This is a genomic window from Herminiimonas arsenitoxidans, assembly GCF_900130075.1.
GTDB lineage: Bacteria > Pseudomonadota > Gammaproteobacteria > Burkholderiales > Burkholderiaceae_D > Oxalicibacterium > Oxalicibacterium arsenitoxidans.
The window spans coordinates 379907-405613 of the sequence record NZ_LT671418.1 but is presented as its reverse complement, the minus strand read 5'-3'; the positions used below and the strand labels follow the sequence as shown (position 1 = coordinate 405613).

Here is a 25707-nt window from a genome sequence, read left to right as displayed (position 1 = left end):
TATAGCGACTGCGCCTGATTGCCATGCAAGAACAACCAGACTCATCCATTCCGCCACCGCCAAAAACGCAGCTGCCCGGCCTCGCGCCCAGCAATCTGGAGTTCAAGGCAGCCATCCTGCTCATCTTCCTGATTGTGTTGATTTGCAGCTCAGCGGCTTACTTGATGTATGCCAGAGGCGCATTCGAAGCCACGCAAGAACTGGTGCTGCTGGCGGACGATTCTGAAGGCGTGTCGGTGGGCATGGACCTGACGTTTTCCGGCTTCCCTGTAGGACGTGTCAGCCGTATTGAATTAGGTAAAGATGGCAAGGCACGCATGATAGTCGCTGTCGCCAAGAAAGACGCGCACTGGTTACGTACATCCAGCGTCTTTACGATGGAGCGCGCCATCGTCGGCAGCACACGCATACGTGCTTACACCGGCGTTCCAACCGATCCACCGCTGGAAGCCGGAGCCGAACGCACCTTGCTGGTCGGCGATGTTTCGGCGGAAATCCCGATCCTGGTTTCCTCTGCCAAGCAATTGATTGAAAACATCAACAATCTCACTTCAGCCGACTCGGCACTCAATGCCAGCCTGACGAATTTGCAAGGCATGACAGCAAAACTCAACGGCCCTAACGGTGCCTTGGGCGCACTGTTCGGCAACGAAAAAGATGCTCAAAAAATGGTGGCGACGCTGGATCGCGCCAACGCTGTCTTGGCCAAGGTCGATGGCTTGCTGCTCAAGACCGACAATCAGGTATTCGGCAAAGACGGCAACAGCCAGGCCACCATCGTCCAGCTCAATGCCATGTTGGGTGAAGCCAGAGCCAGCTTGAAAAAGGTCGATGCAGTATTAAACGACGCGCAAGTCATCAGCGGCAACGCCAAATCGGCAACCAACGACCTCGGCTCGCTGCGCGCAGAAGTTGATCGCAGCTTGCGCAAGGTTGAACAACTGGTCAACGAGATCAATCGCAAATGGCCATTTGCACGCGACACGGAGTTGACCCTGCCATGACATCTCGCCTTTTAAATACGCTGCTAGCTGCCAGTCTCGTCGGACTGTTGGCAGCCTGCGCCGGAACACCTCTACCTGACTGGCAAATGAATGCCAAGAGCGCGACCGATCTGGCTACCAACGCCTATCTGGCAGGCAATACACGCGCTGAAGAGCAGGAATTTGCTTACGCCCGCAATGAAGTAGCACGCACCGGCCGCATCGATCTACTCGCGCGCGTAGAACTCACGCGTTGCGCCAGTCGCGTAGCCAGCCTGGTGCTGGAAGAATGCAGCGGCTTCGAAAAATTGCGGCAGGATGCCCCAGTATCGGAACGTGCCTATGCCGATTATCTGACCGGACGCATACAACCTCAGGATGTCGCATCACTGCCATCGCAGCATCGCGCAGTAGCCGGCGCAACATCAGATACAGCCGCTGCAGTTGCTTTGCAAAGCATAGATGACCCACTTTCCCGTCTGGTCGCGGCCGGCGTATTGTTCCGCACCAACCGTGCCACACCGGCCGTACTGACACTGGCAGTAGATACCGCATCCGCTCAGGGATGGCGTCGTCCTTTGCTGGCTTGGCTGGGCATACAAGCCATGCGTGCGCAGCAAGCTGGAGATAGTGTTGAAGCGGAACGGCTGCGCAGGCGTATGGCACTAGTTCAAGGAACGGACAAATAATCCCAGCCAGTTTCAATCTGGCTACAAATAGCTGAATTCTCAAAAAAACCTTTTATACTGTATGCATATACAGTATATTGGTAATGCGTCGACTCGCTGACGCCTTATCCCAATCAGTATTTGGAGGTTTTATGGTCGCACTGGCATCCGCTCTTCCCGCTTCAGCACAGTCCATTTTCGCTTCATTGCCCGAGGCACTCTGGCACGACGACCGCAATGAAACGCGTCGCGCCAAACCTATCCCATCCGGCTATCGCGCACTGGATCAGGAATTGCCGAATGGTTGCTGGCCTTCCTCCGTTTTGATTGAGTTGCTGATGCCACGCCCGGATGTCGGTGAATTGCTTGTGCTGGCACCTGCCTTGAGGCAGCTCACGCAAGCTGGCAAAACCGTGATTCTGCTGGCGCCACCACATATTCCCTCTGCCGCGTCACTGGCTGATCTGGGCATCGATCTCTCGAATGTCATCCTGATCAAAGCTGACAAACCCATGGATAGAATCTGGGCTGTCGAACAGGCTATGCAAAGCGTGGATTTCGGTGCACTGCTGTGCTGGTTGCCGGAAGCGAGACCGGACCATTTACGCCGCCTGCAACTGCTAGCTGCCAGCAATGATGGCTTGACCTTTGTGTTTCGCCCTTTATCCGACCAAAGCCAATCATCTCCTGCTCCATTGCGCATGCTATGCCAGCCTGCGACTGACGGCCGCATGTCTGTCGAAATCATCAAACGTCGCGGGCCGGTACACAGCAAGCCTATGATGCTGCCACTTGCGGCATCATCCAAAGTGAGTACACCAGCTGCAGCACGCTCACTAAGCTCACCTGTTTTCACGACGCCATCCTATACCGTAGCGCATTCTGCTCTTGCCGCTACAGCTGCCCGACACCGCGCAACACTACCGGTATAAGCGTACAACTCGCCTCCCACCATGGGAGGCGAGTCAGCACATTAGCGCTATCGCGCAATACCATCAGATACTTGCAAGAAGAGCATTCTCTTGTGGCAACTCTAGAAACATAGCCGTATGATGGGAAATCCTTATTTTCCGCACCATAATGGCCACTATTCTCAATAGCCGTCTTGCCAAATTGCGCGCACTAGTCGTAGACGACATGTCGACAATGCGACAAAACATTCGCACCCAATTAGGACAATTAGGTATTGAGCAAGTCGATCAGGCCGCCACGCCTAACGATGCAATCAAATACATCCGTTCTACCAACTACGATGTAATCATTTGCGATTACAACCTCAATAAAGAAACCAACGGCCAGCAGATGCTGGAATTCTTGCGTTCGCAAAAACTGCTATCGCCGACTGCCATGTTTTTCATGATCACGGCAGAAAGCAGCTATGACAGCGTGGCCAGCGCAGCAGAATTTCAGCCGGATGCTTACATGGTCAAACCGCTCACCGGCGGCAAGATTGCGGATCGCATCGAACGTTTGCTCGATAGGCAAAACGCCTTGAAGCCGATCACTGATCGCTTGCAGATGAAAGATCTGACTGGCGCCATCGCTGAATGCGACAAAGTTTTAAAAGTCGAGCCGAAGTGGATAGTAGATATCCTGAAAATCCAAGCCAGCTCTGCACTCGAATTAGGCAATATCAACGATGCCCGCGTCACTTATCTCAAGGCACTCGGTTTACGCAGCGATCTGGTGTGGGCCAAACTTGGGCTGGCACGATGCGATCAAGCCGCTGGCAAACTCGATGAAGCCAAGAAAATTGTGCAAGACGTCTTGGACGTCAATGCCAAATTCATCGACGCCTACGATCTGCTCGCACAAATCGCTGAAGCACAAGGTAACGAAGAAGCTGTTCTTGATGCTTTCAACAAATCGTATGACGTGATTCCATCCGCACGACGCAGCCGCCTGATGGGTGATGCCGCATATCGTGTCGGCAATCTGGAACAGGCACGCACCGCGTTTGACAAGGCATTGACCCACACACGCGGCTCGCTCACGGCACAAGCATCCGATGCCCTGTCGCTGGCGCAAGTGCATGTCGATATCGGCGAAGCGGCCAATGCACTCTCTGTATTAAGCAACGCGGCTAAAGATCACCAGGACGACGCACATTTTTCCGCCCGACAAGCGACTATTGCCGCACAGGCATTCGCTCGCCTTGGCGATATCGACTCTGCCAAGGCAGCATTTGAATCAGCCAAAGAAATGGCTGATGGCATACGTCCTGATACCAATACATTGGCACTGGCAAAGGCCGCCTTCTCTATTGGCCTCAATGAAGAAGGCGCACGCATCATGGCCAAAGCCATCAAGGCTGATCATGAAAATACACGTCTGGTCGCCTACGCGCGTCGCGTTTTGCAAGATACCGGCAACGAAGCCTTGATTGAAAAAATCGTTGATGAAGCCATCAGCGAAGGCGCCTTGATCGTTGATCAGGCAACGCAATTAATGCGTGCCGGCCAGTTCGACGAATCACTGACCAAGTTGGAAGAAGCCTTGACCGCGACACCGGACAATACCGGCGTATTGCTCGCCGCCGCGCAACTACATCTACTGTGGATGAGCCAAAAAGGTCTGGATCGCAACTACGTAGAACGCGTGAATGCCTATCTGGCACAGCTGGATGTATTGATGCCAAATAGCGAACGCGTCGCCAAGATGTATCGCTTCCTGCGCGAAACACTGGTTAAAGCCAGCGTCGAGGCATAAGTATGGATCAACAACTCACCGCCATCGTTGTACATGACTTGAAAAATGCTTTGGGTGCATTGGAAGGTGAACTATCGGCTTTAGTTGATGATCTCGATCAAGACAAAGCCAGGCAAGCACACGCAAGTTGTGTCGCATTACGTGAAAAGATGATTGGCTTTCTCACCTTGTACAAAGCGTCCACACAAGGTTTGACTACACGCATAGAAGCCGTCAGTCCGGATGATTTTCTCAACGGTTTGCTACGCGACCGCATAGCGACACCATCAAAACTAGACATCACCATCAATACCGATGATATGCCTGCCATTGCTTTCTTTGACGAACATTTGGTTGCTCTGGCATTGGATGCAGCATTACAAAACGCCACACGCTTTGCGCGCACCAACATAGTCGTCGGATGCAAGAAAGTAGATGAAGAAATCGTCTTCACAGTTCAGGATGATGGAACCGGATTGGATGCTGCGGAAGAAAAGCCATCGACCGGACTCGGCATGGCATTGTGTGACGCGATTGCAAAAGCGCATCGCAATGAAAATCGCCAAGGCAGTGTGCAATTGAGTACGCCGTTAAATGGCGGCGCACTTTTTACCTTGCGGCTACCTTAAGTACGTAGGCGTATTACCGGGGAAAACCTTACTCTTCGTGTAAGTGTGCTTGCCGCAGTTCAAGCTTGCCATCGCGGATCTTCAGGCGCTGCACACCAGGCAATGCAATCAAGTCCCTATCATGACACGCCATGATCACACTGCTACCTTCGCGTACCAGCGTCGGAATCAAAGCAATCACCTGTTCACGCGCAGATCCATCCAGATTCGCAGTCGGTTCGTCCAGCAGCAATAATTTCGGCGACAGGACGCGGGCACGCGCTAATGCAACGCGTTGCTTTTCACCGCCAGACAAGAAGTTCGGTACGTTCTTGCGCAAATGCGTAATGCCAGCCCAGACGATGGCTTCTTCTACTTTTTCGGCAATGATGTTTTTCGGTATACCACGCACGAACAGGCCGTAACCGATATTCTCGGCAACGCTGGTGGAAAACATTACAGGATGCTGATGCACATAGACGATGGCATCGCGCATCACGCGCGGATACGGTGACAGGCTAGCTGTGACTCCCTGAAATCGCACATCCGCCGTATCAGCCGATTCCAGCCCAGCCAATATGCGCATCAAGGTGCTTTTTCCTGAACCGTTGGAACCGGTCAGCACATACGCTTGCGATTGTGCAATCGACAGATTTTCGATATCCAGCAAACGACGCTGATGGAAGTTCTTTTGCAAACGTTGTATCGATAAAAGTGCATCCATCACATATTCCTCGCTGGACGGGCATCACCTTGCAACAACATCATCGCGGCATTGATCAACAAGGCGAACGCAATCAGAACGATACCCAGCGCAATCCCTTGTGCAAATTCACCCTTGCTGGTTTCCAGAGCAATCGCTGTCGTAATCGTGCGCGTCTCGCCTGCAATATTCCCGCCGACCATCATCGCGCAGCCAACTTCGGAAATCACACGACCAAAACCATTGATCACGGCCGCCATCACGCCGAAGCGGACTTCATGTAACACCGTCAGCATGACACGCCATTTGGATGCGCCATGCACGATTGCTGTCTCTGCCAGACGCGGGTCAGCTGCTTGTACTGCCGATAAGGTAAAGGCAATCAGAACCGGCAAGACAATCAGGACTTGCCCGAAGATGATGCTGGTTTGAGTGAATAACCATTGTAGCGAACCAAGTGGACCTTGCCGCGACAGCATCAGATACAGCAATAAACCGATCAACACCGTCGGCAGCGACAAGGCTGCTTGCGCAATCCAGATCACAATGCGACGGCCGATGAACTCACGCGTTGCGATCAAATAGCCGAGCAGCACTGCAATCGGCGTTGCGATCAGCAGGCCAACGATGGATGTTTTGAGTGATATCCAGATAATACGCCACAGCACGGCATCGCCCGAAAAGAGCAAACCGAATGCATCGCGAGTAGCGTCAAGTAAAGACATGAGGAAGTAGATTGCGACTGAGGCGTCGGCTATTCATTTTTGTAGCCGCAATTTTAACGTACTCAGGAAGTGCTGCCGAAAGAATACGCTGAGTGGTTGATAGAGAGGTTACGCAACGCGCAGTGAGGAATCGAGCAACTCCGGCTCATAAACCATGCGTTCCTTGCCCGTCACGAGCAAAAAGTGTTTGCCGGTACAGCGTGCCAGCAAGGTCATATTGACCTTTTCCGCCACCAGATGACCCATTTGTGTCGTGCCGGAGCGCGAGATCAAGAACGGCATGCCCATCTGCGCACCTTTAATCACCATCTCGGAAGTCAGGCGACCTGTGGTGTAAAACACTTTGTCAGCACCACTGATATTTTCCAGCCACATGATGCCGGCGATGGAATCGACTGCATTGTGACGACCGACGTCTTCGATGAAGTATTGCAGATCGCCTTCGGATGAAAACAGTCCACAACCATGCACTGATCCTGCCTTGGCATAGACAGAATCCTGCGTACGGATCGTGTTGACGATTTTATAAAGCGTGGATTGTTTGAGTCTGGCATCTGTCGGCAAGACGATGGTGTCGACCTCATCCATCAAACCGCCGAACATCGTGCCTTGCCCACAACCGGTGGTGACGACCCGTTTTGCTGTACGTTCTTCGATATTGGCAATGCCATCACGCGTCGTGACCGACACCGCATGCTGATCCCAATCCACATGCACCGAGACAATCTCTTCAATCGACTCCACCAGGCGTTGGTTACGCAAATAACCGAGCGTCAGCATTTCCGGCGCAGCGCCCAAGGTCATCAAGGTAATCAGTTCACGACCATCGACATACACCGTCAGCGGACGCTCAGCCGGAATCGCTACAGCCGAAGTCTGTGCGGTTTCATTGACGGCATTAACGTCATACGTCAGTTTGACTGGCGTGCTGGTAAATTCAGGGCGATACGACATGGGCAACGGACAATTCATTTTGAACAGGGCTGGCAAATGCCACTGTTCATATCGGACTCAGTTATCAGAATCATGCTAAGCATGATGCGTGGTAGCGCACAAAACATTGAATAATGCCTAAGCAAGATTCAATATTTCGATAGTACACGCGAGATTATAGCGGCATGCGCGCTATCAGGTTCATAGACCTGATAACGCTTGCCTAGCTTGAGGTGCTGATTTGGCAGGAAATGTGAGGATTACTTTTTGGCACCGGCAGCAGGCACTGGTTTCGCATCGGCTACGCCCACTGTCGTCGTTGCCGCCACCAAGGCGACATACGGTCCAGGATTAGTACATGGCGGAACGGCAATAGTAGGCTTCGGCTTGCCCGTTCTTTTGAAATAAGCTGCAGCCACACGATCTTGTGATTCGCACAACTGATACGCAGCGACCTTGTCGCTCCAGGCTGTCTTGGCTTTGGCTTCGGCAGCCTTGGCTTTGGCTTCATCGCTCAAGGGTGGCAATTTGGCTGAAGCGGCACCCATGACCATGATGCCGAGCAATGCCATCAGTATCTTTTTCATCTGCATATCTCCTTAGACAGCCTTGATCGGTGTGCCGGTTTTTTCAGCGCCTTCTTGGGTACGCACTCTTGGCACTTTGCCTTTTTCAATATCGTCGTACCAGAGGTCGTGATGCTCTTTGGCCCAAGCGTCATCAACATAGCCGGTAGCCATTGCTTCATACGCGCCTTCCATACCCAAGGTACCGATATAGATATGCGCCAGCGATGCACTGAATATCAATACGGCAGCAACCAGATGGATCACGTTTGCGATCTGCATATTGCCGCGTGTGTACAGTATCCCCGGCACCAGCATATCCAGCACAAAGCCGGATGCGCTCACGATCAAGCCGAGGAAAACCACGCCTCCCCAGAACCACAATTTTTCACCGGCGTTAAAACGACCTGCGCTGGCATGACCTCGTGCGCCACCAAGCTTGATCAGCCATTTCCAATCTGCTTTAGCCGGGAAATTATCTTTGACAAAGATCGCGAACATCAAGATCAGCGACACAGTGAAAACCGGCCCTATGAAGTTGTGTACGTTCTTGCAGATGTATGCGAGCCAGCCGAATACGCTATGCCCAAATACCGGCAGCACCACATATTTCCCGAACAGCATGACCAAGCCGGTCAATGCCAGCGTCAGAAAACTGATCGCTACAGTCCAGTGCGTCAGGCGCTCAATCGATGTAAAGCGCTCGATCAAACGACCTGTACGCTTTTCTTTCAGCTTGATCGTACCGATCGAGAAATAAAAAGCCACGATCCCTAGTACTGCAACGATGATGAGCCAGCCGCCGTAGGTTGTTAAAGGGCCATTGCGATATAGACGCCATGCCTCACCCGCTGTTGTAGCGCGTGCCTGACCGGGAAATTTCATTTGTGGCTGGATCAGAACGCCCGCTTCCAATGCTGGTAAGCTGGAATAATTTTCACCACCTTCTTTGATCTGGCGATACACCGGAGCCAGATTGCCGGGCTGAACTTGCGTACGCTCAGCCTGATTCTGTTTCATGTAAAGAATATCGTCTGACTCGATATTCGACATGCTTTGCGTCGCAGGCGGTGATGCCGCTGCCTTGCTTGCCGCGGCTGGCTCATTCGTCTGTGCCAATGCAACCCCGGCTGTCGCCACCATGAGCGATAAGCCGACGGCGAGTTTGGCGAACCATGTATTCATGATAATTCCCCTCGCGGATGCATCAATTGATTTTCACGTACTCGTTCTGCGATTGAGCACGGGTTCGCATTTGCGTTTCCCACTCGGTTTTATTACCAGGCGTCCAGCCTTTGACGACAAATGGATCGCCCTTCGCGCCATCCCACGGCGGCATGTCGCCTGATACACGCGCATCCGCTTGCGATTGGCTTTTCTCAGCGCAACCGAACAAGGCCAATGCCATTAATGAGATAAACAGTGCGCGCATCATGATTTACCTCCTGTCGGTGCTTTGGCGTCCGGATTATGCGACTTGCCGTAGGCAGTGCCCCAACCCCAGACTTCGCTACCTTTGCCGCGCCGCATGACACGTGCACGGAAAATATCTGCAATCACATCACCATCGCCGCCCAGCAAAGCTTTGGTCGAACACATTTCTGCACACGCTGGCAACTTGCCTTCAGCCAAACGATTGCGCCCATACTTTTCGAACTCTGCCTTGGAGCCGTTAGCTTCCGGACCGCCGGCGCAGAAAGTACATTTATCCATTTTCCCGCGCAGGCCGAATGCGCCGTTGGATGGGAATTGCGGCGCACCGAATGGGCAAGCATAGGAGCAGTAACCGCAACCGATGCAAATGTCCTTGTCATGCAAAACCACACCTTCTTCTGTGCGATAGAAGCAATCGACCGGGCAAACCGCCATGCATGGCGCATCGGAGCAATGCATACATGCGACCGAAATCGATTTTTCCTGCCCAATTACGCCATCATTTATCGTCACCACGCGGCGGCGATTGACGCCCCACGGCACTTCGTTCTCGTTCTTGCACGCAGTCACGCAGCCATTACATTCGATACAACGTTCTGCATCGCAGATGAATTTCATTCGTGCCATTTTGATCTCTCCTTAGCTCTTGTATCCGTTACGTATGTACTTATCCGTTTTCGTCAGATACAACGCTATGCCGGTGCTTTTTCAATATTGCAAATGGTGGTTTTGGTTTCCTGCATCATCGTCACCGAGTCGTAGCCATACGTCGTCGCGGTGTTGACTGCCTCACCACGCACAATCGGATGTGCTCCTTCCGGATAGGAATCGATCATGTCCTTGCCCTGCCACCAGCCGGAGAAATGGAATGGAATGAAAGCCGTGTCTTCCGCCACACGCACCGTTACCAAGGCCTTGACCTTGATGCGTGCACCAGTCGGCGTGGAAACGATTACATACTCGTTATTGCGTATGCCCCTATCGTCCGCCGCTTTTGGATTGATCTCGACAAAGTTCTCTTGCTGCAGCTCGGCCAACCAAGGATTGGAGCGCGTCTCTTCACCACCGCCCTCGTATTCGACCAGACGTCCCGAAGTAAGAATGATCGGGAATTTCTCGTAGAGTTTGGCTTCGATATTCTTGTCTTGCAGCGACTTGTACAAAGTCGGCATACGCCAGAAATTCTTTTTGTCGTCATGCGTCGGATATTTGGCAACCAGGTCAGGCCGTGTGCCATAGATCGGTTCGCGATGCAGAGGTACCGCATCCGGGAAGTTCCACACGACGGCGCGTGCCTTCGCATTACCCCATGGATGCACGCCGTGCACCTTCATCGTGACTCGCTGAATACCGCCGGAAAGATCTGTCTTCCAGTTCTTGCCTTCTGCAGCCTTTTTCTCCGCTTCGGTCAGATCATCCCACCAGCCGAGTTTTTTCAACAGAATGTGATCGAACTCCGGATAACCGGTCGTGATATCTGCGCCCAAGGTATGCGAACCGTCTTCCGCCAACAAGCTGACACCTTCTCGTTCCACACCGAAGTTGGCGCGGAAATTACCACCACCGTCCATCATGGTTTTGGAAGTGTCATATAGATTCGGTGTACCCGGATGCTTCAATTCCGGCGTACCGTAGCAAGGCCACGGCAAACCGAAATAATCGCCAGTCATGTCGTAACCTGTTTCTGCATCCTTGCCGCCTTTGCAGCGCAAGGTTTTGACATCGAACAGATTCATGTTGCGCATGTGCGCTTTCAAGCGCATAGGTGATTGACCGGTATAACCGATGGTCCATGTGCCGCGGTTGATTTCTTCCAGCATCGACTCTGGTTCCGGCTCCATCATGCCGCCTTTGCCTGGTACCAGTTTGATCTTGGCAACCAGCTCTTTGCCAAAACCAAGCTTTTGCGCCAGTTGATACATGATCATGTGATCGGTACGCGATTCGAACAATGGCTCGATGACTTTTTCACGCCATTGAATAGAACGATTCGATGCGGTGACTGATCCTGATGTTTCGAACTGTGTGGCCGCTGGCAGCAAATACACTGCGCGATTCGGATTCAATTCCTGACCATCGACTTTCATCGCGGCCATGGCGGCTGTTGCCGATGGATAAGGATCAACGACGACCAACAGATCGAGTTTGTCGAATGCCTTCTTCATATCAAGACCACGCGTCTGCGAGTTCGGTGCATGACCCCAGAACAACATGGCCTTGACCGTATTATCTTGATCTATGTTCTCGCTTTTCTCGAGAACCGCATCCACCCAGCGCGAGACTGTAGTGCCGGATTTTTCCATCATCTCTTGCGAGACGTATTGTTTTTTGACCCATTCGTAGTCAACGCCCCAGACAGCACACCAGTGCTTCCATGAGCCGGTTGCCAAGCCGTAGTAACCCGGCAAAGAATCTGGATTAGGACCAACGTCGGTTGCACCTTGCACGTTATCGTGACCGCGGAAAATATTGGTGCCACCGCCTGATTTGCCCACGTTACCCAAGGCAAGTTGCAAAATACAGGATGCACGCACCATCGCATTACCGATACTGTGCTGGGTCTGCCCCATGCACCAGACGATAGTCGATGGACGATTCATGGCCATGGTTTCAGCCGCTTTGTATATCTCAGCTTCTGGCACACCGCAGGCCTCTTCGACCTTTTCCGGTGTCCACTTCATGACTTCTGCCCTGACCTTTTCCATGCCATAGACGCGGTCATTGATGTATTGCTTGTCTTCCCAACCGTTTTTGAAGATGTGATACAGCACGCCCCACAGGAATGGAATATCAGAACCGGAGCGGATACGAATGTATTGATCAGCCTTGGCAGCCGTACGTGTATAACGAGGATCAACCACGATCATCTTGGTGCCGGTTTCTTTGGCATGCAGCATGTGCAGCATCGATACCGGATGTGCTTCAGCCGCATTCGAACCTATATATAACGCAGCCTTGGAATTCTGCATGTCGTTATAGCTGTTGGTCATCGCGCCGTAACCCCAGGTGTTTGCAACGCCCGCGACAGTGGTCGAGTGGCAGATACGCGCCTGGTGATCCGTATTATTGGTACCGAAGAAGGACACGAACTTGCGCAACAGCGCAGCTTGTTCGTTGTTATGTTTGGATGAACCGACGAAGAAGACTGAATCTGGACCGCTGACTTTTCTGATATCCAGCATCTTGGCGGAAATTTCATTCAGCGCCTGATCCCAGCTGATGCGCTGATACTTGCCATTGACCAGCTTCATCGGATACTTCAGGCGATATTCGCCGTGACCGTGCTCACGCAAGGCCGCACCTTTGGCGCAATGTGCACCGAGGTTGATCGGCGAATCAAACACTGGTTCCTGACGAACCCAGACACCGTTTTCCACAATCGCATCCGAGGCGCAACCGACTGAGCAGTGCGAACAAACTGTGCGCTTCACCTCAATCTTGCTGCCACCGGCAGCTGCGCCGCCTTCGGCTGCCTTGGCCTTTTGGATCAAGCCTAGCTGTGCGGCGGCGATCCCTGCACCTATACCGATACCCGAACGTTTCAAGAATCCACGTCTATCCATCGTGGGCAAGGCGCGCGACAAACTGTCGGCAAGGCTGGATGAGAAACGGGCAGGCGAACGCTCAACAGCGTTGCTTTTGCGAGTTAACAGCATGTTGTCACCTCGTAATTAGATTGTGGTCGTGCGGTAGTATTTTTTGACGTGCTCGGTCAGACGATAGCTATCACCATCTGGATCTTGCGCGGGAAGGACATTGGAAATTGCAGAAGTAATGGACTCTGGAGCCAGTTTGGCGGCAACACCACCTGCGGCAACCACGCCTAGACCAGCAATAAAATTGCGGCGAGGACTTTTCGATTTCTCAGACATGATCGTCTCCTGTAATGTGGGTCAGGACGTAATATGCTTTTTTAATCTTATATTATCTTTGCCTGTAAGTTAGCATACCTTTTAGCAACTTGCACCCTCTTTTATAACCAAAACTTAATAAACGCACCTTTGTTGTGCAAATGAAGTGAGCACATCAAAATCTGTTTTCAATCGCGTAAATTGGCGATGCCGCATTCCTTAAGTCATATCGAATGCTTGTATCTCTACCTCAAAGAATTGCCGCGCCAAACGCGCCACCGGCTTATAAAACTTTGCGTTCTGACTAGCCTCTATTGCAGCGCAACAATCAAGCACCCAAGCTTGCATGTGATCGTTGAAGAACTTCTTTTGCACTGTTAGGTTGGCATGCACCACATCATCGGAAGCAATCAGATAACGCATCACTTCGCACAAGGTCGCGAGGTGATCTTCGCTCTCAACCACATTGTCTGAACGCTGCAAACCCAGTTGCGCCAAGTCTGTCCGCAATTCTGCCAATGGCTTTTCCATTAAAAAGCCGGACAAATAATAAGAGCCATACAACATCACTTCAGGCTTGCCGACACCGACGAAGAGTTGCTCGTATTCTTCACGTACTTCTTCTTGCGTGACTGTCTTGCAGGCCGCGACCACATCCGCCCATGCATGCTCCAATCCACTGTCACCTTGCGTCGGTGCCGCAGCGATCGTATCGAGCAAGTCTTGCGGTGGCGGCGCATAGAGCAAAGTGGCAAGCAAGCCGTACACATCGGCACGCGCGGTCTCTTCGCCTTGATCCGGGGATTCAAACTTGATTGATTGAGCAGTCGTCATTGTGATCCTGTGAACATTCTTTATTTGATTGGAAGAGGCGCAACAGAACGATATGAATCAATTCCGCTTTAAGTCCGTCGCCACTGCTTCCTGTTTGTTCGCCATCATGTCAACCACGCGGCAATCCGGGCACATCTTGAGCCTGTTAATATTCCCGGCAAATGCACCATGCAGCGACAATTTACCCACCATGGTTTCTATCATCTGCGCCGTGCCGAATGGTTTTTGGCAGCTAATGCAATGAAACGGCTCTGCTTCGTTCACCACTATCGGCTGCTTCGCTGCATCGGTCAGCAACAGACGCGGCGCTAATGTAATCGCATTCTCAGGACAGGTTTTTTCGCACAGGCCGCATTGCACGCAATTCTTTTCTATAAAACGCAGCTGCGGCATGTTTGCGTTATCCGTCAGCGCCGACTCCGGACACGCTCCCACGCAGGACATACACAAGGTGCACGTATCCTTGTTCACCATCACCATGCCGTATAGCGAACCGGCAGGCAAAGCGATCTCATCGACCTTCGACGGCGCATGCGTTTTCAAATGATCAATCGCCAATTCCAGCGTGCTGCGCTTGTCGACTGCCACATTAAATAACGCACGCTGTGCTGGAACCTGCGCGGCCTGAATAGTGGATAGCCCGACATCCAGTTGCTCCGGTGTCTGCGCCTGTATCAGCGAAACATGCACACCGGCATAACCGAGGCCACTCAAAATAGTTTGGGCAATTTCAATCTGCTGATTCAACGCGCTCACATACTCCGGCGCATCCTGCTTCGTCACCAGAATCGCAATATGCGTGGCACCGTATGCAATGGCCGTAAGCCAAAGATCGATGCCGGTCGATGCACTGTGATGTAACTCAACTGGCATCACGGCTGCGGGAACACCTTTGAGCTTGTCTGCCGCTTTGCTCAAACGGCCCAATTGATTAATAAGTGCAGCGCCCTGCTCCTGATTATGGAACAGCAAAGCTGGCTGCGTACCGCCAGCTTTCGCATACGTGGACAACATCGTTTTCAGACGTGTGCCGGTATCTGTTGCACGCGGATAAGCGTAAGCCAATGCGCCGGATGGGCAAACCGTTGTGCACGCACCGCAGCCTACACACAGATTTGGATTAACCTTGATCTGATCGCCGTGATGGCTGACGGCCTCTGCCGAACATACATCTATGCACGAAGTGCAGCCGACTTTACCGTTGCGACCATGCGCACATAACTTCTCTTTATAGAGAAAGAATTTTGGCTTGCTGAATTCGCCCACCATTTGCGTCAGCTTCAGAGCGTCGTCCATCTGCCGCTCCACAATCGCACCAGGCGCAAAGTAACCTTGTGGCGGCTGATGCAAGCTGAGTAAAGGAGCATCGGACAAATCAAAAATCAAATCGAAGTCGCTGCTACGTTGGGTCGCAGACCGCACGAAATCAATTGCACCTATCGTGCCGCACGCCTTCACGCAATCGCGGTGCGATTTACATTTATTCAGATCGATTTGATAAGTCAGATCAATTGCATTTTCCGGACACACATCGATGCAGGCATTGCAGCGCGTGCAAGCTTCCAGATCGATGGGATTTGCCTGCTGCCACTTCACGTTGAATTCACCCAACCAACCCGTGATCGCAATTTGATTGCCGGAGAAAGTTGGAAACGCTCTGTCCTGCAACATTTCACCAGCAGCGCCGCCAGTCAGCAAAACGCTGACATCAAGTTGCGTACCCAAACGTTGAGCCCAGGCCAGTGCGCGATCTGCCGGACCAATGATCAAGGCGTGTCCGGCTGATTGATAATCAACGGTAGGAACAGGATCAGGATCAGGCAAGGCCGCTGCGGCCAGCAGTGCTGCCATTTTTGGCACAGCATTTTTCGCTTGAGTACCCCAACCGCCGGTCTCGCGAATATTGACGAAACGCAGCGGCGCAACCGAGCCTTTTTGCTGCGCGATTTCTGCAAACAGGCTGCGTTCCTGCGTACAGGCAACCACGACATCGTCCACACCATCGAGCGATGTTAAATACGAAGAGACTTCACGCCGGCATAACTCAGTATGAATAGGAAGTGCTCCGGTACCGAGCGCAGTACCGATTTGCGCGCCTGCATGTGCATCAAGCGGCATGGTGCGATTGCAATTACATACTTTGAATTCTGTGGTCATTGGCTGGCTTCTATGCTGGCTAGGACAAACTGCTTTAAATATCTTCAACGCGAGATGATGCGTTGAGCTCCTTTGATGTACTGATTTTTTCTTGTTTTTTAGTATCGTCTTGCTCTGCATCGCCATCGGAAGATGGCTCTTCCGATGCAATGGCTTGTACTTGATCCTCTTGCGGAGTATCCAGTGCAGGCTGTTCGGCATCGATGGCAGCCGACTCTTCTTTCTTCGGCACTTCCAGCAAATTCATGAACGGCGATTGCAGCTGCGATAGCGGATCCAGCAATGCTTTGGCGTGGCTGAGAGTGGCAATGAAAGCTGGCGTCATTGCTTCAAACTTGCTGTAATCCTCAATATAGACATCCAAGCCATCCATCACATTGAAGTGTGGATTCGTGAATAATTTCTTCATGGCCGAACGCTTTACCGACTCATCCACGCCTTGCCCCATGAACGCCGAATAATCTGAATCGTGCGTCAGATGTTCAACATCTTCTTGCGTAGGGAGTGGCTTGGCCGCAGTCTCGGCAGCAATCGGTTCATGCGCAGCATCAGAGGCAGGCAAAACCGCGCCTGCATTTTTGTCAGATGTAGTTTCTGCTTCTTCAGATGCGTCGGACTTTTTCTTGGCCCAACGCGCAAAAAAATCTTCAGCCGCCATGTGTATCACCTTCGGCGCGCGCCATTTTATCGACGCCTTCGCCGCCTTCAAATGATGGTTTTTTGTGTTTACGTTTAGGCTCGGGATGATAGTAATTGTTCGTAAACTCGGTTAGACGTTCGATGATATCGGCAGAGGCTGGCAAGGTATCGACCCGCTCTCCACCATCCATCAAACGCGCTGCTTCGTTGTACGACAAGGTGACCGATTTGGGGACGGCCAACTCGACGCCATCAAGCTCTTCAATGCGCCACATGATGAACCAGCAAGGCTCAGGCGCACTGATATTGAGGAAATATCCCTCTGCTTCACTACTGAATAATTTGACTTCGATACCGCCGAATAACCAGCTCGTATCTAAAGGATCATTGCGCAGACAATGCGGCGCGTCATGTGACGAGCCGACATCTCCGACAACTTCAATGGGAAGCCATTGAAACGGTTGCCACCGATTGGAAAGTGGTGTGCGCTGCATGATGACGCCAACGCGGATTGCTTCTGTCTCCATGTTTCCTCATTGCGGCATATTCTGCCTGTCGTTGTGACGATTGGGACGCAGTACTATTCTGCGCCGAAATTGCAAACCGGATCAGACTTCAATCACGGAATTTAACGATGAGTAAACTGCGTGAGCATCTTGATGCTCACGCGTAGAGAAACTTACTTCGAAACAACCATACCTTGAAACTTGATGAGCATCAAGCAAGGAAAATGAAAAAATTAATCGTTCTTGACTACGATCGTTGGGAACTTGGACGACATATCCTTCGCCTTTTCTGCAACCTTGATCGCGATCTTGCGAGCGATCTGTTTGTAGATAACCGAGATAGGACCATCAGGATCGGCAACCACAGTCGGCTTGCCGGAATCTGCCTGCTGACGGATCGACATAGTCAGTGGCAATGCACCGAGGAAATCCACGCCGTATTCGCCGCACATTTTCTCGCCGCCACCTTCACCGAAGATTGCTTCAGCATGACCGCAGTTGGAACAGATATGCGTGCTCATGTTTTCCACAATACCGAGAATCGGAATACCGACTTTCTCAAACATCTTCAAACCTTTGCGCGCATCCAGCAAGGCGATATCTTGTGGCGTCGTCACAATGACTGCGCCGGTGACAGGCACTTTTTGTGACATCGTCAATTGAATATCGCCGGTACCTGGCGGCATATCGACGATCAAATAATCCAGATCGCGCCAGTTGGTTTGTTCCAGCAATTGCGTCAAGGCTTGCGTGACGATAGGACCGCGCCACACCATAGGTTCATCCGGATCGATCATGAAACCGATACTTGACACCTGCAAACCGTAGTTCTCCATCGGCTCCATGGTTTTGCCATCCATCGTTTCCGGACGACCGGAAATACCCATCATCATCGGTTGTGACGGGCCATAGATATCTGCATCGAGAATACCGACTTGCGCACCTTCAGCCGCCAGCGCCAACGCCAGATTGACTGAAGTAGTGGATTTGCCGACGCCACCCTTACCGGACGCGACTGCAATGATATTTTTGACATTGGCCAACAGCTTCACGCCACGCTGTGCCGAGTGTGCGACGATTTTGGAGTAGACATTGGCGGTGACGCTGCCCATACCTTCAATAGTGCGAACCGCAGCAATCGATGCCTTGCGGATGCCGTCGATCTGACTTTTAGCCGGATAACCAAGCTCCACATCGAATATGACGTTATTGCCGTTGATTTGGATGTTTTTTGCAGAACGGCTGCTGACCAGATCTTTGCCCGTGTTTGGGTCGATTACCCCGGTCAATGCTTCTTTGACTGCTTCAATCGTAATACTCATTGGTTCTCCCGAATTTGATAGCGCAAGTCTAAACTAATTGCATGCGCCATGCTGATGACTTGCTGACAAGCATTGCCATATTTTCCATCTTTCCACTTGCGAAAACAGGATTTCGGCACCATTTACATAGATAGAAATCCGGGCAAACAGCCAGTACCAATTCGACACGCCATGCGTGAACGACTTACAATGGCGTACTTAGACCATTTTTGCCATGACTGAAAAAATCATTCCGCTCGCTGACCTTCGCTATCTCAACAGGATACCGGTCATTCCTGCACGCCTTGAAGCACCTACCGGCTTGCTGGCGGATACGCGCGCGCGTCCTTTGCAAGATTTGCGTATTTCGATCACGGATCGTTGCAATTTTCGTTGCGTTTATTGCATGCCGAAAGAAGTGTTCGACAAAGATTACGCATTTCTGCCGCAAAGCTCCCTGCTCTCGTTTGAAGAAATCACCCGCATTACTTCACTGTTCGTCGCTCATGGTGTGGAAAAAATCCGCCTGACTGGTGGTGAGCCACTACTGCGCAAGAATGTTGAAAAGCTGATTGCCATGCTGAGCGCTCTGCGCACACCTGATGGCCGCGAGCTTGACCTGACCTTGACCACCAATGGCGCTTTGCTCGCTCGTAAGGCACAGGCTTTGAAGGATGCCGGCTTGAAACGCGTTACCGTTTCGCTGGATGCGCTGGACGACAAAGTCTTTAAAAAGATGAACGACGTCGACTTCGCCGTATCCGATGTACTGGAAGGTATAGAAGAAGCCCATCGCGTCGGTCTCGGCCCGATCAAGATCAATATGGTCGTCAAGGGCGGCATGAACGATCAGGAAATCGTGCCGATGGCGCGCCATTTCAAAGGCACACCATACATACTGCGCTTCATCGAATACATGGACGTCGGTGCATCCAATGGTTGGAAGATGGACGAAGTCATCCCTTCCTCCGAAGTCGTACGTCGTATCGAAGCCGACATGCCATTGCAACCCATCGCACCGAACTACACCGGCGAAACGGCAGATCGTTGGCGCTATGTCGATGGCGGCGGTGAGATCGGCGTGATCTCCAGCGTGACGCAAGCGTTCTGCAGCGACTGCAGCCGTGCACGTCTATCGACTGAAGGCAAGTTATACACTTGCCTGTTCGCGACCGGCGGCCACGACTTGCGTGCATTAATGCGTGGTGGCAATACCGATGAAGAAATCTCTACCGCGATTGCCCACATCTGGCGCGCACGCGATGATCGCTATTCCGAATTGCGTACCGCCAAGACAGATGGCCTGAAGACTGAACGCAAAGTCGAGATGTCTTACATCGGCGGCTAATCAAGCACCCATTCAACTGATATCGGATAAACCTAACAACATGGATACCAGTCAGATTACCGGCCTCATACTCGCAGGCGGACGTGGCACCCGTATGGGCACTGTTGATAAAGGCCTGCAGCTCTTCCGTGACGCGCCCATGGCTTTGCACGTGTTGATGCGCCTGTCGCCGCAAGTCGGCTACATCATGATCAACGCCAATCAGAATATCGCGCCGTATGAAGGCTTCGGTGTACCTGTCTGGCAAGATGAAATGCAAGGATTTGCCGGCCCGCTGGCAGGTTTGCAAACAGGCTTGATCCATTGCGAAACAGATTATCTGGTCACCGCACCTTGCGATTCACCCTTCCTGCCCAAGGATCTGGTGGCACGTCTTGCCGCCGGATTGGAAGAAAAGAACGCCGATCTAGCCGTTGCCGTCACAGGCGAAGGAGAAACACGACAAGCGCATCCGGTATTTTGTCTGGTGAAGGCATCCTTGTTGCCGCACCTGACGCTATATCTGCAAGAAGGCGGACGCAAATTCGACAAATGGTATTCATCGCTCACAGTAGCTGAAGTTCATTTCGACGATGAAGATGCCTTCCGCAACATCAATACGCTGGACGATCTGCGTAAATACGAGACCACTGCATAATGAATCTGCGCTATTCACACATTCTGCGCGATGCCGCACTTTCCGATTTAGACGAGCCCATGTCCAACGATAATCCTGCCGACAGCAATCCTCCGCCAGCAACGCTCTCCAATGTCATCAGCTGCCTGTCGGATTACGACCCTGATGCGTTGCCAGTGCCGGATGCGCAAACCATCATTCGTCAATTCATCCAGCCTATCAATGCAGTGGAAAAAGTCGCGATCCGCAGTGCACTGGATCGCGTGCTGGCAACCGACATCGTCTCGTCTATCAATGTCCCTTCGCACGACAATTCGGCGATGGATGGCTACGCTTTACGCGGCAGCGATTTAAGCAAAGATAAAGACCTGAGCCTGAAGATAGTCGGCACCGCCTATGCTGGTCGCGCTTATGAAGGCCAAGTCAACAGCGGCGAATGCATACGCATCATGACCGGTGCCGTCATGCCGGTTGAGTGCGATACCGTCATTCCGCAAGAATTCACCCGTGACGAAAGTGAAACTGGCGTCACCGTACCCGCCGGCACCGTACGCACCGGCGACAATCGCCGTCTCAAAGGCGAAGACTTGGCAGTCGGCACACCTGCACTGCAAAAAGGAAAAATCCTCCGCCCTGCCGATCTCGGCTTGCTCGCTTCGCTCGGCATAGGCGAAGTGCCAGTGCAACGTCGCTTGCGCGTTGCATTCTTCTCGACCGGCGATGAACTGCGTTCCATCGGCGAAACGCTGGATGAAGGCTGCGTCTACGATAGCAATCGCTACACCTTGTACGGCATGCTGACGCGTCTGGGTTGTGACATCGTCGATATGGGCGTGATCAAGGATGATCCGGCTGCGCTGGAAGCCGCGTTCCGCACCGCTTGCGAAAACGCCGATGCCATCATCACTTCCGGCGGCGTCTCGGTCGGTGCTGCAGATTACACCAAGCAAATGATGGCTGAATTAGGCGACGTCACATTCTGGAAAATAGGCATGCGCCCAGGTCGCCCTATGGCTTTCGGAAAAATTTCATCGCATGGCAAAGAAGCTTATCTGTTCGGCTTGCCCGGCAATCCGGTTGCCGTGATGGTGACTTTTTACTTCCTCGCGCGCCAAGCTTTGCTGCACATGATGGGTGCCTCGGCAGTAGAACCGCCACCTTTGCTTCGCGTCGTATCGAAGGCTGCAATCCGCAAACGCCCTGGCCGTACCGAATATCAACGCGGGATTTTGAGCCGCAACAGCGATGGCATACAAGAAGTGCGCACGACTGGCTCGCAAGGTTCCGGCGTATTGCGTTCGATGTCAGAGGCTAACTGCATGGTCGTACTGGAACATGACCGCTCTGAAGTCAAAGCCGGCGATCTGGTCGATGTGATTTTGTTTGACGGATTGATTTGAGCTAAAAAATTTCAGCTCATAGAATTAAAAAAGCGTCGTTTCAGTTCAATCTGAAACGACGCTTTTTTTATGAGTTCAACTTGCTCAGTTACAGCTTGCCAGCCTTCTTCAAGCGATAGGTCAAGCCTTCCACTATATCGGTGCTGCCATTCTGCTTGGCAAAATCAATCGCCGTCATCCCTGCATCGTTCTTCAGCGTGGCGTCTGCTCCGGCATCAAGCAAGGCTTTCACAATGAAAATATAACCACCGCGTGCTGCCATCATCATCGGTGTCGTCTTATTCGGCGATAAGGTATCCAAGGCGGCCGATTTTTTGATCAACAGTTGCACAATCTCGCTATCACCACCGGCAGCCGCATAATGCAATGGCGCCCAGCCATCCTTATTGACCGCAGCACCTTTCGCCAGCAATGCCTCCACAGCAGGCTTGTTGGCCTTGAAGGCCGCGATCATCAATGCAGTATCGCCATCTCTCGATTGCGCATCCAGATCGATACCACTTGCATTCAATAGCAAGGGAAAGACCTTCATCGAATTCTCACGCATGGCCAGAATCAAACCAGTATCGCCGCGCTCTTCTTCTATCGTATTCGGGTCAAAGCCGCGCTTTAGCAAGGAAGATATTTCTGAAGGATTATCAATCTTCACCGCACGAAAATAATCATCGTACGCACCAGCATGTGCAAGCTGCGGCGACAGTGCCATCACAGCAGCGATCATCAACACGCCGCAAGCTAGGCGACGCATAGGCGACATCAAACTGTGATTCAGTTTTACGTTCAGCATGGCTTCACCTTGCGATCTTGAATAAATTGAAGAAATTATCCGTCGTCTGCTGCGCAATCTGTTCCACCGGAACACCTTTCAGCGTCGCCAGATATTCAGCGACATGGCAGACAAAACCCGGCTCGTTCACCTTGCCGCGATGCGGCACCGGAGCCAGATAAGGTGAGTCAGTTTCGATCAGCATTTGCTCCAATGGCACTTCACGCGCAACCGCCTGCAAATCCTTCGCGCTCTTGAAAGTCACGATGCCGGAGAAGGAAATATAAAAACCCATTTCCATCGCAGCCTTCGCCACTTCCAGCGACTCAGTAAAGCAGTGCATGACACCAGCCGCACCACCGGCATCTGTACCGGCACCTTCTTCACGCATGATGCGTATCGTATCTTCGGATGCGGCACGGGTATGAATGATCAAGGGCTTGCCGGTCGCACGCGAAGCGCGGATATGGCGACGAAATCGCTCGCGCTGCCATTCCAGATCACCTTCCAGACGGTAATAATCCAGACCAGTCTCACCTATGGCGACGATTTTCGAATGATCGGATAAACGGATCAAATCATCGACCGATGGCTCCGGCGTATCTTCATAATCTGGGTGGACACCAACCGATGCGTAAATGTTGGGATAGCGTTCTGCCAGTTCCAGGACGCTGGGAAAGTCTGGAAGATCAACTGAAACGCATAAAGCGTGGCTGACTTTATTCTCGGCCATCTTGCCAAGAATCTCTGGCATGCGCGCAGCCAGTTCGGGGAAATTGATGTGACAGTGGGAATCGATATACATAGTAGGCAGAATTGTACGCGCCTAGCCGTTTTACTGCGATGGTCGGCGCGAATAAGGCTTACCGTGGAGAATCAGGCTATCGCCTAACAAGGCAGTGCAGATGAATGGGGAGTGCCAATCAGCACTCCTGCTGCTTACAGCGTATGTGTAGCGCGCGAAGAGCCAAGTGCTGCGCCCAGCAACTCTTCTATCCGTTGCTTGATGCGCTGGCCGCTCTCATCCGCGGAAAACTGTACACCTATGCCTTGCGCCTTGTTGTTATTCGCGCCGGCCGGCGTAATCCACGCAATCTTGCCGGCGATTGGATATTTGGTTGGATCGTCCATCAAGGTCAGGATTAGATAGATTTCGTCACCTATCTTGTACGACTTGGTCGATGGAACGAAGATGCCGCCATTCGCGAGAAAGGGAATATAGGCGGCGTACAACGCGGATTTTTCCTTGATCGGCAAGGACAGGACCGACGGTCTGCCGACGACGGGGCTTCCTGTTGCAAGCGGGTTATTTGCCATCACACACCTTTCAGGAAAAAATCGTCGAATATTCCAGCAACATGTCTTCGATAAAGAGCTTGGGTGCCAAAGGATGCTCGGCAATTGCACGTCTGTCGTTGACTGCCTTGATCTCCTGCAACAATGCGCCGGTATCAACACGTTGTGCGAGCGCGTCCAACTCTTTTTTGTAACGCGGGTAGTAACGGATTGTGCCGGAAAGTTTGACGGAAAGCACGTCATACAACCACCGTTGCAACCACGCGACTAATTCTGGGACTGGTGTTTTTTGCAAGCGATCCGCCGCCTTCAATGCGCCATCAACACCGGGCTGCGCCAACTGCCGCAAGAAATCATCCATTGTCTCGCGCGCACCGGCTTGTGAAGCTTCAAATGCTGCCAGCGGCGCGCCACCCTGCTCCGCCAGCCAACCGTCTGCGTCACTGACTTGCTGTGTCTTCAACCATTGCAAGGCTTCTTCCTTGCTCGGCATGGCCAATGCAAATTTACGGCAGCGCGACAAGATCGTTGGCAACAAGCGATCCAGACTATTACTCACCAACAGAAACATCGTTTGCGGCGGCGGCTCTTCCAGCATTTTCAGCAAGGAGTTCGCTGCTGCGGTGTTCAACACCTCGGCCGGATACAGCACGATCACACGCATGCCGGAACGATGCGTAGAGATATTCATGAAATCGGCCAGCGCGCGGATTTGATCGATCTTGATTTCTTTCGATGGGGCCTTGGTCGCTTTGGCTTTTTTCGACTCGCCTTCTGCTTCCTCGCTCTCTGCACCTTCGCCATCGTCCAGAATTTCAGGACGCACACGGCGATAATCTGGATGACTGTATTGTGTAAACCAGCCGCAGGCATCGCATGTACCGCAAGCATGACCATCGGCTGCAGGTGTTTCACACAGCAGTGATTGCGCAAAGGCGTCAGCGAATGCGGTCTTGCCTATGCCTTCTGCACCATGAAACAGAATCGCGTGCGGCAAGCGCTCGCGCAGTTGCTGCAACTGCTGCCAGGACGATTCCTGCCATGGATAAAGCGAGGCGCTCAAGAATCTATCCCTGCAATGATGTCGCGCAATTGTTCCTGGATCGTCGCAATTGCTTGCGTCGAATCGATCACGCGGAAGCGCTGTGGAAATTCAGCGGCACGGCGCAGATACTCGGCACGCGTCGCGGCAAAGAAATCAGCCTTCTCTTGTTCAAACTTGTCCAGCGTACGCGTGGCATCCAGACGTGCACGCGCCACATCCAGTGGCACGTCGAACAACAGCGTCAAATCAGGTTGCAGATGCGGATGCACCCATTGCTCCAGCGCATCGAGTTTTGCTCTATCCAGCTTGCGGCCACCGCCTTGATAGGCAAAAGTCGCATCGGTAAAACGATCAGAGATGACCCAATCGCCACGCTCCAGCGCTGGCGCAATGACTTGTGCAATATGCTCGCGTCGCGCAGCAAACATCAGCAAAGCTTCCGTTTCCAGATGCATTTTTTCATGCAGCAAAATCTCGCGCAGCGCTTCACCCAAGCGCGTGCCGCCAGGTTCGCGCGTGACAACGACGGTCTTTTTTTTCTCGCGCAGCAGTTCAGCCACAAACGACAAATGCGTGGATTTACCCGCGCCGTCTATGCCTTCAAAGGTGATGAATTTTCCTGTCGTCATGCCGCAACCAT

General features: G+C 52.3%; 27 protein-coding genes. 8 read left to right on the top strand and 19 right to left on the bottom strand.

What is annotated here, in order from left to right; translation table 11 throughout:
• Window positions 1–23: 23 nt before the first annotated feature.
• From BQ6873_RS01900 to BQ6873_RS01880, 5 genes are all read left to right on the top strand, one after another.
• Entirely contained in the window at window positions 24–1004 is a 981-nt protein-coding gene (locus BQ6873_RS01900) for an MlaD family protein (RefSeq protein WP_076591148.1), read from the top strand.
• Window positions 1001–1672 carry a hypothetical protein gene (locus tag BQ6873_RS01895; protein ID WP_076591147.1) on the top strand — a complete coding sequence of 224 codons (672 nt, stop codon included), beginning with the start codon at window positions 1001–1003 and terminating at the stop codon, window positions 1670–1672. The genes BQ6873_RS01900 and BQ6873_RS01895 overlap by 4 nt, the downstream gene beginning before the upstream one ends.
• A 131-nt stretch (window positions 1673–1803) precedes the next feature.
• A complete protein-coding gene (imuA, locus tag BQ6873_RS01890) occupies window positions 1804–2583 on the top strand; it encodes a translesion DNA synthesis-associated protein ImuA (RefSeq protein WP_076591146.1) in 780 nt (259 codons plus the stop codon).
• 148 nt (window positions 2584–2731) lie between these two features.
• Window positions 2732–4360, top strand: a complete 1629-nt coding sequence (locus BQ6873_RS01885; RefSeq protein WP_076591145.1) for a tetratricopeptide repeat protein — start codon at window positions 2732–2734, stop codon at window positions 4358–4360.
• Window positions 4361–4362: 2 nt separating this feature from the next.
• Window positions 4363–4968, top strand: coding sequence for a sensor histidine kinase (locus BQ6873_RS01880; protein ID WP_076591144.1), 606 nt, complete (start codon window positions 4363–4365; stop codon window positions 4966–4968).
• Between the two features lie 28 nt (window positions 4969–4996).
• On the opposite strand, the gene BQ6873_RS01875 is transcribed toward BQ6873_RS01880, so the two are convergent.
• From BQ6873_RS01875 to apbC, 14 genes are all read right to left on the bottom strand, one after another.
• Window positions 4997–5671 carry an energy-coupling factor ABC transporter ATP-binding protein gene (locus BQ6873_RS01875; RefSeq protein ID WP_076591143.1) on the bottom strand — a complete coding sequence of 225 codons (675 nt, stop codon included), beginning with the start codon at window positions 5669–5671 and terminating at the stop codon, window positions 4997–4999.
• Window positions 5671–6375, bottom strand: a complete 705-nt coding sequence (locus BQ6873_RS01870; RefSeq protein ID WP_076591142.1) for an ABC transporter permease — start codon at window positions 6373–6375, stop codon at window positions 5671–5673. The genes BQ6873_RS01875 and BQ6873_RS01870 overlap by 1 nt, the downstream gene beginning before the upstream one ends.
• A gap of 108 nt (window positions 6376–6483) precedes the next feature.
• The gene (locus tag BQ6873_RS01865) at window positions 6484–7329 is read right to left on the bottom strand and encodes a formate dehydrogenase accessory sulfurtransferase FdhD (protein WP_076591141.1); all 846 of its coding nucleotides are present in this window, start codon (window positions 7327–7329) and stop codon (window positions 6484–6486) included.
• A 239-nt stretch (window positions 7330–7568) separates the two neighbouring features.
• Entirely contained in the window at window positions 7569–7895 is a 327-nt protein-coding gene (locus tag BQ6873_RS01860) for a hypothetical protein (RefSeq protein WP_076591140.1), read from the bottom strand.
• A gap of 12 nt (window positions 7896–7907) precedes the next feature.
• Window positions 7908–9059 (bottom strand): formate dehydrogenase subunit gamma, encoded by a 1152-nt coding sequence (locus BQ6873_RS01855; protein ID WP_076591139.1) that lies wholly within the window; start codon window positions 9057–9059, stop codon window positions 7908–7910.
• 22 nt (window positions 9060–9081) lie between these two features.
• The gene (locus BQ6873_RS01850; RefSeq protein ID WP_076591138.1) at window positions 9082–9309 is read right to left on the bottom strand and encodes a hypothetical protein; all 228 of its coding nucleotides are present in this window, start codon (window positions 9307–9309) and stop codon (window positions 9082–9084) included.
• The gene (gene fdh3B / locus BQ6873_RS01845) at window positions 9306–9935 is read right to left on the bottom strand and encodes a formate dehydrogenase FDH3 subunit beta (protein ID WP_076591137.1); all 630 of its coding nucleotides are present in this window, start codon (window positions 9933–9935) and stop codon (window positions 9306–9308) included. Before fdh3B ends, BQ6873_RS01850 begins: the two co-directional genes overlap by 4 nt.
• 65 nt (window positions 9936–10000) lie before the next feature.
• Complete coding sequence (locus BQ6873_RS01840) at window positions 10001–12964, bottom strand: formate dehydrogenase subunit alpha (RefSeq protein ID WP_076591136.1); 2964 nt, start codon at window positions 12962–12964, stop codon at window positions 10001–10003.
• 15 nt (window positions 12965–12979) lie between these two features.
• Window positions 12980–13180: a hypothetical protein gene (locus BQ6873_RS01835; protein ID WP_076591135.1), complete on the bottom strand. Its 201-nt coding sequence runs from the start codon at window positions 13178–13180 to the stop codon at window positions 12980–12982.
• Window positions 13181–13378: 198 nt separating this feature from the next.
• Entirely contained in the window at window positions 13379–13993 is a 615-nt protein-coding gene (locus tag BQ6873_RS01830; protein WP_076591134.1) for a TorD/DmsD family molecular chaperone, read from the bottom strand.
• 57 nt (window positions 13994–14050) lie between these two features.
• The gene (locus BQ6873_RS01825; protein ID WP_076591133.1) at window positions 14051–16150 is read right to left on the bottom strand and encodes a 4Fe-4S binding protein; all 2100 of its coding nucleotides are present in this window, start codon (window positions 16148–16150) and stop codon (window positions 14051–14053) included.
• A 34-nt stretch (window positions 16151–16184) separates the two neighbouring features.
• Entirely contained in the window at window positions 16185–16808 is a 624-nt protein-coding gene (locus tag BQ6873_RS01820; protein WP_076591132.1) for a DUF3306 domain-containing protein, read from the bottom strand.
• Window positions 16798–17316, bottom strand: coding sequence for a DUF3305 domain-containing protein (locus tag BQ6873_RS01815; RefSeq protein ID WP_076591131.1), 519 nt, complete (start codon window positions 17314–17316; stop codon window positions 16798–16800). The genes BQ6873_RS01820 and BQ6873_RS01815 overlap by 11 nt, the downstream gene beginning before the upstream one ends.
• A gap of 212 nt (window positions 17317–17528) precedes the next feature.
• Window positions 17529–18617 (bottom strand): iron-sulfur cluster carrier protein ApbC, encoded by a 1089-nt coding sequence (gene apbC, locus BQ6873_RS01810; protein WP_076591130.1) that lies wholly within the window; start codon window positions 18615–18617, stop codon window positions 17529–17531.
• 214 nt (window positions 18618–18831) lie between these two features.
• Between apbC and moaA the strand changes: the two genes are divergently transcribed.
• Genes moaA through moeA form a run of 3 tightly spaced genes read left to right on the top strand, consistent with a single transcriptional unit; the run spans window position 18832 to window position 21960 of the window.
• Entirely contained in the window at window positions 18832–19944 is a 1113-nt protein-coding gene (gene moaA / locus BQ6873_RS01805) for a GTP 3',8-cyclase MoaA (RefSeq protein WP_076591129.1), read from the top strand.
• A gap of 40 nt (window positions 19945–19984) precedes the next feature.
• Window positions 19985–20581 carry a molybdenum cofactor guanylyltransferase MobA gene (gene mobA, locus BQ6873_RS01800; protein WP_076591128.1) on the top strand — a complete coding sequence of 199 codons (597 nt, stop codon included), beginning with the start codon at window positions 19985–19987 and terminating at the stop codon, window positions 20579–20581.
• Between the two features lie 59 nt (window positions 20582–20640).
• Window positions 20641–21960: a molybdopterin molybdotransferase MoeA gene (moeA, locus tag BQ6873_RS01795; protein WP_076593891.1), complete on the top strand. Its 1320-nt coding sequence runs from the start codon at window positions 20641–20643 to the stop codon at window positions 21958–21960.
• Between the two features lie 88 nt (window positions 21961–22048).
• Here the strand turns inward: moeA and BQ6873_RS01790 are convergent, their stop codons facing one another.
• The 5 genes from BQ6873_RS01790 to tmk all read right to left on the bottom strand — a co-directional run bounded on the left by BQ6873_RS01790 (window position 22049) and on the right by tmk (window position 25696).
• Window positions 22049–22747, bottom strand: coding sequence for an ankyrin repeat domain-containing protein (locus BQ6873_RS01790; protein WP_076591127.1), 699 nt, complete (start codon window positions 22745–22747; stop codon window positions 22049–22051).
• A 4-nt stretch (window positions 22748–22751) separates the two neighbouring features.
• Window positions 22752–23531: a TatD family hydrolase gene (locus BQ6873_RS01785; RefSeq protein WP_076591126.1), complete on the bottom strand. Its 780-nt coding sequence runs from the start codon at window positions 23529–23531 to the stop codon at window positions 22752–22754.
• A 134-nt stretch (window positions 23532–23665) separates the two neighbouring features.
• On the bottom strand, window positions 23666–24043 hold the full coding sequence (locus BQ6873_RS01780; protein ID WP_076591125.1) for a PilZ domain-containing protein: 378 nt from the start codon (window positions 24041–24043) through the stop codon (window positions 23666–23668).
• A 10-nt stretch (window positions 24044–24053) separates the two neighbouring features.
• A complete protein-coding gene (locus BQ6873_RS01775; protein WP_076591124.1) occupies window positions 24054–25085 on the bottom strand; it encodes a DNA polymerase III subunit delta' in 1032 nt (343 codons plus the stop codon).
• A complete protein-coding gene (gene tmk, locus BQ6873_RS01770) occupies window positions 25082–25696 on the bottom strand; it encodes a dTMP kinase (RefSeq protein WP_076591123.1) in 615 nt (204 codons plus the stop codon). Before tmk ends, BQ6873_RS01775 begins: the two co-directional genes overlap by 4 nt.
• Window positions 25697–25707 lie beyond the last annotated feature (11 nt).